At 68.2% G+C, this 7,874-nt stretch carries 9 protein-coding genes; 6 read left to right on the top strand and 3 right to left on the bottom strand.

Annotation, left to right across the window (positions count from 1 at the left end; all coding sequences use genetic code 11):
* Positions 1–1,033 precede the first annotated feature (1,033 nt).
* From AC069I_RS26675 to AC069I_RS26665, 3 genes are all read left to right on the top strand, one after another.
* Positions 1,034–1,531: a hypothetical protein gene (locus AC069I_RS26675; protein ID WP_478224816.1), complete on the top strand. Its 498-nt coding sequence runs from the start codon at positions 1,034–1,036 to the stop codon at positions 1,529–1,531.
* 144 nt (positions 1,532–1,675) lie between these two features.
* Positions 1,676–2,365 (top strand): sigma-70 family RNA polymerase sigma factor, encoded by a 690-nt coding sequence (locus tag AC069I_RS26670; protein ID WP_478266615.1) that lies wholly within the window; start codon positions 1,676–1,678, stop codon positions 2,363–2,365.
* Between the two features lie 95 nt (positions 2,366–2,460).
* A complete protein-coding gene (locus tag AC069I_RS26665; protein ID WP_478224818.1) occupies positions 2,461–3,231 on the top strand; it encodes a hypothetical protein in 771 nt (256 codons plus the stop codon).
* Here the strand turns inward: AC069I_RS26665 and AC069I_RS26660 are convergent.
* On the bottom strand, positions 3,221–3,742 hold the full coding sequence (locus AC069I_RS26660) for a hypothetical protein (RefSeq protein ID WP_478266614.1): 522 nt from the start codon (positions 3,740–3,742) through the stop codon (positions 3,221–3,223). The genes AC069I_RS26665 and AC069I_RS26660 overlap by 11 nt on opposite strands.
* A gap of 26 nt (positions 3,743–3,768) precedes the next feature.
* Between AC069I_RS26660 and AC069I_RS26655 the strand changes: the two genes are divergently transcribed.
* Together AC069I_RS26655 and AC069I_RS26650 are read left to right on the top strand one after the other, a co-directional pair.
* A complete protein-coding gene (locus AC069I_RS26655) occupies positions 3,769–4,218 on the top strand; it encodes a MarR family winged helix-turn-helix transcriptional regulator (RefSeq protein ID WP_478266613.1) in 450 nt (149 codons plus the stop codon).
* A 60-nt stretch (positions 4,219–4,278) separates the two neighbouring features.
* Positions 4,279–5,451, top strand: a complete 1,173-nt coding sequence (locus AC069I_RS26650; protein ID WP_478224821.1) for a PucR family transcriptional regulator — start codon at positions 4,279–4,281, stop codon at positions 5,449–5,451.
* Here AC069I_RS26650 and AC069I_RS26645 read toward each other — a convergent pair.
* Positions 5,448–5,831 (bottom strand): hypothetical protein, encoded by a 384-nt coding sequence (locus AC069I_RS26645; protein WP_478224822.1) that lies wholly within the window; start codon positions 5,829–5,831, stop codon positions 5,448–5,450. The two genes, AC069I_RS26650 and AC069I_RS26645, sit on opposite strands and share 4 nt — an antisense overlap.
* Before the next feature lie 237 nt (positions 5,832–6,068).
* Here AC069I_RS26645 and pgfA point away from each other — a divergent pair, with 237 nt between their 5' ends.
* Positions 6,069–7,103, top strand: a complete 1,035-nt coding sequence (gene pgfA / locus AC069I_RS26640; protein ID WP_478224823.1) for a cell envelope lipid trafficking protein PgfA — start codon at positions 6,069–6,071, stop codon at positions 7,101–7,103.
* Here the strand turns inward: pgfA and AC069I_RS26635 are convergent.
* Positions 7,097–7,795 carry a class I SAM-dependent methyltransferase gene (locus tag AC069I_RS26635; RefSeq protein ID WP_478266612.1) on the bottom strand — a complete coding sequence of 233 codons (699 nt, stop codon included), beginning with the start codon at positions 7,793–7,795 and terminating at the stop codon, positions 7,097–7,099. The two genes, pgfA and AC069I_RS26635, sit on opposite strands and share 7 nt — an antisense overlap.
* Positions 7,796–7,874: the final 79 nt, after the last annotated feature.

The following is a 7,874-nucleotide window of genomic DNA, read 5'->3' as shown; positions in this document are numbered from 1 at the left end:
CTCGGGTGGGGGTGGTTGGGGTGTTTCGGGGGGGGTTTGGGGGTGTTTTTTTGTTTCCCACCCAAAACCCCCCCCCACGACCCCCTCGTGACATCGCCCATCTGGGCATCACTCGGACATTGAGTCAGCGAAAAGTGTCCTTGGTGGAACACTCGGAGGGGGGCGCGGTCGGCTCCTGTCGGCCAGTCCAGAACCACGGCCACGAAGGCCGCCTCTGCCTTAAGCCAGTGAAGGGGTCCTTCACCGCAGAGGCTCGGTCGCGCCACATTCGCCCTTCCCCTCAATAACCGCCTTTAGCACTCACGACCCCCTCGCGAACCCGCGCGAATGCCTCAAACCGGGCACCGGATTCAAGGAGGGTGTCCCTTGTGGACGGTCGCTGGAACTTCGGTTTCGGCATGGACTCGCTCGGCGCGACGGTCGCGATCCGTCCTTGCGTCTCCATCGGCGCCCGAGCGTTCGGGTAACCGGCGTAGTAGCCGGGCACGACCCCGTTCCACGGCGAGCGCGGCCGCGAGATTCTGCTCGGCCGCCGCCCACGACGTCGAGCCGCACGACGGTTCCGAGGAGATGCCACCGGTGGAGGTAGTCGTCCATGGCCCGGCGCCGGTGTTCACCAGTCCGTGCACCGGCGATGATCTCCGGCGGTTCCCGCCCACCCGGCGGGCGACATCCTGGAGACCTCGGATGTGGGGCAGCACCTTGTCGCGGAAGTCCTCGTCGCCGGAAGCCTGAGCCGATGGAGGCAGGCCCGGCCGCAGGGCGAGCCAGAGGCCGAGAAGTCAGACGTATCCCGCGGCGAGCGGTGCCCGGAGCTCCCGCAGCCCGGGAAGAAGACTCGACAGCATGACCCTCCGCCCGCCGACGACCGGTCGCACCAGGCGACGTCTCCCGGTCTCTCACCGTTACAGAACCCGCGACGTGAGCCGAACGGCGCAACCCGCACCCCCACCAGCGCCAATCGGCGGGCCTTCGGGTTTAGCGCTCGCACCGCGGGGTAACGGGAATCGGCACGACGAACGAGGGGCCCGACATGACACTCACTGCCAAACGCGCGCACATCGTCGCCCGCGATCTCCTTTCGCTCACCAGATCGGGTGAAGCCGACCGGCTCGCCACCGCGCTGGTGTCCATCGCTTCCTCCACCCGGCGCGCACCGGCGTTCGGCGACGTCGTCGGACGACTGGTCGACACGTTCTCCTTGGCGGCCAAGGATCGCCGCCGGTCGCTGCGGATCGGTGAACCGTTCACCCTGCGACTGCGGGATCACGCGGGTATGGCGGTCCGGCCGGACCGGCTCGATCCCGGCGTGGCCGCGATCGTCCGCGCCATCGCCGCCAGCGTCCGCGACGACCGGGTCACCTGCGCCGACCAGATCGACGAGGCCTGCGAGAACGCCGATCTCGCCCAGCGGATCCGGGTTCTCGCGCATTGCCTGGTCTGGACGTCGGATCTCCTCAGCACCGATACCACCGCCTATCCCCCAGTACTGTCCTGCTTCAAGGTGGCGCGCGACCAGTGTCCACAGTAGACATTGCGCGGTTCGGATGACTTCCGGCACGTCGTGTGGACATCCCTCTCGGGGAGCGGCAAGCTGGACCATCGCGCACGAAGTCCCAGTCCCCGATGACGGGCGCACCTTGGCAGGCAGTTCCCCTGAACCAGGAGTGCAGACTTGGACGAGGTAGCGCCATCGACGGTCCCCGCGGACTCCCGTGCCGCCGCCACGGCGGGACGACTGCCCAACCCGGACAGCAGAGTGGTCCGGGCGGCCGTGGCCGGTGATCCGGACGCGATCCAGGAGTTGACCCGTTTCCTTTGCCCACACGTGTTCCGCTACTGCGCGAGCAGGCTCGGGAGCGCCGGAACGGGCGCTTGCGACGCACAGGACTGCGCACAGGAGGTACTGCAGGCGGTCCTGATCGCCTTGCCCCGCTACCGGTACCGCCCGGACCGGTTCCTCGCGTTCGCCCTCGGGATCGCCGGGCACAAGGTGGCCGATCTACACCGGCGCCGTTCCCGCGAACCGGTCGCCTCCGTCCCGGAGATCGGCGACGGGCTGCCGCTCTGGACCCGCCGCGACCCGGACGAGATCGAACGCCTGGAACACCGGCTGCAGGCCGGTGTCCTGCTGGCGAGATTGCCGATGCCGCACCGGCAGGTGCTGGCGCTCCGGTTCGTGTTCGGGCTTTCGGCCGAGGAGACGGCCGAACGGCTCGGCCTGCCGAGCGCGGGAGCGGTCCGCGCGGCCCAGTTCCGCGCGCTCGCGCGGCTTCGGACACTGCTCACCGAGCGGAACGCCCATTGCGCGAATGATGTCCCGATCATCGGTCAGGCCGCCGAACCGGAGCTCGTCCCGGTATAGAACCGTCCACTTCGGACAGTTGATTTCTTGTACGCGCCTTGTACGGGGATCCGCCATCCTGTCCCCCTATTCGGGGAAACCACTGGAGGACAGAGATGAAGATCCGATCGAGGATCGCCAGAGGCGCGGTGGGCACGATCGCCCTGGCCGGGGCGATCATGCTCGGCGGCGCGGGCGAGGCGCTCGCGGCGACGGGCACGGTGAACACCGACTCCGGGGTGGCGGTGACCGTGCGGTCGAGCCCGAGCACCAGCGCGAGTTCGGTCGGCACCGTCGCGAGCGGCACCGCCGTCACGATCGACTGCCAGACGAACGGCTCGACCGTGACCGGGAAGTACGGCACCACCGACATCTGGGACTACGTGCCGTCGAAGGGCGGCTACATCAGCGACGCCTACGTCTACACCGGTTCGGACGGCCGCGTCGCCCCGGACTGTGCCGGCAGCACCCTTTCCTGCTCCACCGCGGGCACCGGCAACCCGCGGACCTGCGCCGAAGCCGTCGCGTGGGCGAAGGCGCACGTGCACACGAACAACGATCCCAACTACTACCGCTGGTGCGACCGGATCAACGCGTGGGCCTACGGCTGGACCGCGAGCGGTTCGGAAACCGCCTACGTGCACTGGACCCAGATCCCGGGTTCGTACAAGCACCCCGGTGACACCCAGGTCCCCGCGGGCGGGCTCGCGTTCTTCAGCAACGGCGGCACCGGGCACACGATGATCTCCATCGGCGGCGGCAAGTTCCTGTCGAACGACATCCACGGCCCCGGCAGCTTCACCGAGACCACGATCTCGGAGATCAAGAACGCGTGGAACTACACCTATCTCGGCTGGTCGCAGCCGTGGTTCAAGATCAACCACTGAGCGCGCGAGTGGCCTCGAAACGCTGCCGGACGAAGGGGTCCTCGTCCGGCAGCGTTTCCTCCGTCCACCCGGAGAAACTCTCGCCGGTCAGCTCGGAGAAGATCCACCGGCGCCGGACACCGTCGGTGTCGGCTTCGATCTCGAAGCCGTCCTCCGTCGGCTTCCCGAGGAACGGGATCACCCAGCCCTTGCCGGGGCCGAGCCAGGTCGACCGGAACGCGCCGATCTTCTCGTCGTAGAAGCGCAGGCTCATCCCCCACTCCCCGTCCACCCCATCGCCCCTGCTCGCCCGGGCGGGACTGATCCACACGTCGGCCAGCGCACGGCCGTCGAGCGCCCAGCCGAAATGCCATTCACCGTCGACGGTCCGGACACTCCCGTCCTCGGCGTAGTCGTGCACCACGAGATCCCAGCCGCCGATCAGCGGCTCGAACACGTCCAGCCGTCCGGCGAGTTCGGGACGCGGTCCCTGGGCGGTGAAGACGGCGGCGATCCGTTCCGTGACGTCCATACGGGCCAGGATGACGATTTGACAGCATGCTGTCAAATCTGACCGGCCTCGTCCGCGACTACCGGCTGCTGATCGCCGACGTCTACGAAGTGGCGGGCCTGAGCCGCCGGATCAGCGAGCGGGAGGCCACCGGACCGGGCACCACGGTCGCCCGCTGGCACGTGCTCAGTACGGTGTCCGAGGAACCGCTCGCCGTCCCCGCCATAGCGCGGCGACTCGGACAGGTCCGCCAAGCCGTGCAACGCGTCGCGGACGACCTCACCGAGGCGGGCCAGCTTCGCGCGGAGCCGAATCCCGCCCATCGCCGCTCGCCCCTGTACGCCATCACGCCCGCGGGCACACGGTTGCTGGAGCGCCTGTGGGACGCGAGTGAATCCCGGCGTCGCGCCGTGCTCGACGACAGCGGTGTCACCCCCGATGAGCTGCGGCAAGCCCGCGACACACTCCGCAGGTTGTCAACGGCGCTCAGCTCGTGAAACCACCCTTTCGTCGCATCGTGATAAAAAGCGGCCACTCGATCGGGTTAGAGTTGACGGATGGGCACCGAAGCTCTCGCTACTCCCGCACCCCGGGAGCAGCGTGTGCTCATGCAGGCGATGCTCACCCGGCTGCCCGAATTCAGTGATCGCCTCGCCCAGCTCCTCAGCGACGAGGACGAGTTCTATCACCAGGTGGACAGCACCGCGCCGGACGAGTTGCGCAAGGTCTGCCGCGCGAATCTCGAACGGGCGCTGACCGCGCTCGTCGAGGGGCGGGGACTCCCGCTCGACGCGGCCCGCAAGACCGGGCTGGCCCAGGCCAGGCAGGGTATCCCGCTGCCGTCCGTGCTCCGCGCGTTCCGGATCGGCGGGATCTTCGTCTACGAGCGCCTGCTGGAGCTGGCCGGCCCCGGCTTCATCAACCCCGCCCGCACGGTGGAGATCAACTCCAACGTGTGGAAGACCATCGACCTCTACTCCGACGCGCTGACCACCGCGTACAGCGAGGTCGCCGCCGAACTCTCCCAGGAGAAGCTCGCCCTGCTGGACGGCCTGCTGCAGGGCCGGTTCGCCACCCAGGCCGAGCTCGAGAACGCCGCAAAGGAACTCGACCTCCCGGCGGCGGGCACCTTCGTCGCCGTCGTGACCGAATCCATCGAACCGGACGAACCGCCCGGCGTCGAAGCCCTGCTGCGAGCCCGGCGCTGGAAATCGGCCTGGCGGCCCGGCGCCGAGGTCGGCCTGGTCGTGATCGACCGCGTCGAGGACGTCCGGCGGCTGCGCGACGTACTGGGCACCCTGCCCCTGGCGGTGGGGATGAGCAGGCCGTTCAACGGATTCCTCGAGATACCGGACGCGGTACACCGCGCCCGGATCGCCCGCCGCTCACTGACCACCGGTGCCGCCGGCGTCGCCGTCTTCGGCGACTCCCCGGTCACCACGCTGGTCGCGAGCGCGCCGGAGATGTCGCGGGACGTCCTGCGCTCGGTGCTGGCCGGGCTCCTGGTGCTGCCCAAGCCGGAACGGCAGGTCCTGCTCGACACGCTGGTCGCGTGGTTCGCCGGGCACGGCTCGGCCAAGGAAGCCGCGGACCGGCTGATCGTCCATCCGAACACAGTCCGGTACCGGCTGCGCCGGGTGCAGGAACTGACCCGGCGCGATCTGTCCGACCCGGTCGACGTCGGTGAGCTCTACGTCGCACTGGAGGCGGTCCGGCTGGCGGACGCCTAGCTCCTTCTCTCCGGCGCCATGTCGGCGTCGATGATCCTCGCGAGGTCCAGCAGCGTGTGCCCGAGACCGGGCCGCGCGGTCAGCCGCACCGCGAGGGTCCGGCCGCGCGCGGTCGTGGCGACCGGCAGGGTCACCTCGGGGTTCGCCGATCTCGTCCACTGTGGACGCCTGCCGGCCGCCGACAGGACGATGTCGGGATGCGGGGACCGCCGCCCGGGGCGCCACCGTGATCTCCTGGCGTCGAGATCACGGATCACGTTGCCGTGCAACGAAAGCAGCGCGGCGACGTCGGCGACCGCGTCGCGGAGCTCGACGTCGGTGATCGAATCCGAGTAGGCGCCGATGTCCAGCGCGCGGGGATCGTTCAGGTCCTGCGGCACAGAGTTCCTTTCCACGCACCGGAAGTCGTCCGATGGTGGTCCCGCTCACGTTGTTCCCGGGAACAAACATGTTTGGCTACCTGCGCCGAATGGCGGCGCGCGTACCGCCTTCCGGTCGCACGCGGTGCCTATGACCGCCGGTCACACCTTTGACGCTGACCGGCCCAGGAGCCAGTATCTGGCGACTGATTACCGATGGGTAATGTGGATTTTTCCGTGGTCTCACCAGGAGGACCGTTGCGTCGAGCGTTGAGCCTGATCTTCTTGGCACTAGGGGTGTTCGCCGTCGCCGGCGCGGTGTTGCTGCCGACCTACGTGAAGCCCGAGCTCGCCAAGGTGCCGCTGAACCAGGAATCGACGTCGGTCCTCGAAGGCACCGCGTCCAAGGTGCTCGCGGTGAAGACCGAAGGCGGCAAGACCGTCACGGAGATCCGTGACGACGCCAAGCTGAAGGCGACCGCCCGCGTGGTGGCGAACTTCGCGCCGCCGGAGATGCGGGAGGGCACGGACGTCGCCGTGTGGCTGATGGCCGTCTCGGTCGTCGACACCAGCGACCAGACCGTGGTCAGCGCGAGCAAACGCCAGGTCTGCTTCGACCGCCGCACCGCGGAGGGGTACGTCCCGCCGGGCGGCGACCAGGAGGCGAAGTGCTCGGCCAACAGCAGCTTCGTCACCAAACTCAAGGAGAAGCCCGAAAAAGAGGGCGAGAAGCCCGAGGAGGTCCAGGAGTACAAGCCGCAGCCCGGCCTGAACTTCAAGTTCCCCTTCGGCACCGAACAGAAGGATTACCAGGTCTACGACGACAACACCGGCCGCCCCGTCCAGGCCCGGTTCAAGGGTGTCGAGGACATCAAGGGCGTCGAGGTCTACAAGTTCGTCCAGGAAATCCCCGACACGAAGATCTCGACGAAGAAGGTGCCGGGCTCGCTCATCGGCGCCGCCGGCGGCTCCGTCGAGGCGGGCCAGTTCTACCAGGGCACCATCACGAGCTGGATCGAGCCGGTGACGGGGATCCAGGTCAAGCAGGAACAGCGGTCGCACCAGGAACTGCGGTCGGCCGCGAATCCCACGCCCACGGTGGTCTTCGACGGCAAGCTGGCCTTCACCGACGCGACGGTCGACGCGATGGTCAAGCAGGTGGACGAGAACAAGGGCAAGCTGGACTTCATCGGGAGCACCGGGCCGATCGTGCTCGGGATCGGCGGCGCGGCTTTCCTCGCGCTCGGGGTCTTCCTGCTGGTGAAGCGCCGCCCCGCCCCCTCACGTCACTGACGCTTGCGCAGCACCATCACCAGATTCCACGACGCGACTTCCCGGATCCCGGGGACGTGCGCGATCCACTGGGCCCAGGAGGGGTGGTAGCGCGGGTAGACCTCCTGAAGATCGGCGAGCGGCGCGGCCTTCCCCCACCGGATGGCCGCGCCGGCGGAAAAGGCGAAAAGGCTCTCCCCGAATTTGTTCTTCGGCTCCTTGCCGTTCTTTTCGAGATAACGCCGCCGGGCGTAGTGGCCGCCGAGGAAATGCCACGGCGCCGTCTCGTGACCGCCCCACGGCGAATACCACGGCGTGAACGAGGCGAAAATCGTGCCGCCGGGTTTGGTCACCCGGCACATCTCGGCCAGCATGACCTCGGGTTCGGAAACGTGTTCGAGGACGTTCGACGAATAGCAGACGTCCACGGACGCGGTGCGCACCGGCAGTTTCGTCCCGCTGCCGCGGACCATGTTCTCACCTGCCTCTCCGCGCGCCGTCAGCTCTCCGACGTCGGGATCTATGCCGAGGTACGTGGCTCCGGCGGCGCGAAACGCATCAGAGAAATAGCCGGGCCCGCCACCGACGTCGACGATGGTCCGTCCGTTCAACGGAGTGTGCCGCGCCAATTGACGGACCGAGTCGCCGGCGAGCACCGAGTAGAAACCGTCCGGATCCGTCTGTTCGGTGAGAAAGGCCCGGAACAACGTCACCGATCTGCGCAAAGTGGCGCGATGAGGCATCGTTGCTGGGGTCACCGACCGATTACCGACCATCGAACCATCGCTTTCC

This window comes from Amycolatopsis sp. NPDC043885, assembly GCF_056435685.1.
The sequence above is the reverse complement of the archived record's forward strand: the minus strand, read 5'-3'. Positions and strand labels throughout refer to the sequence as shown.

Coding starts and splice junctions, on each gene's coding strand:
- AC069I_RS26675 (WP_478224816.1), top strand. CDS start 1,034: ATGACACTCACTGCCAAACGCGCGCACATCGTCGCCCGCGATCTCCTT.
- AC069I_RS26665 (WP_478224818.1), top strand. CDS start 2,461: ATGAAGATCCGATCGAGGATCGCCAGAGGCGCGGTGGGCACGATCGCC.
- AC069I_RS26660 (WP_478266614.1), bottom strand. CDS start 3,742: ATGGACGTCACGGAACGGATCGCCGCCGTCTTCACCGCCCAGGGACCG.
- AC069I_RS26655 (WP_478266613.1), top strand. CDS start 3,769: ATGCTGTCAAATCTGACCGGCCTCGTCCGCGACTACCGGCTGCTGATC.
- AC069I_RS26650 (WP_478224821.1), top strand. CDS start 4,279: ATGGGCACCGAAGCTCTCGCTACTCCCGCACCCCGGGAGCAGCGTGTG.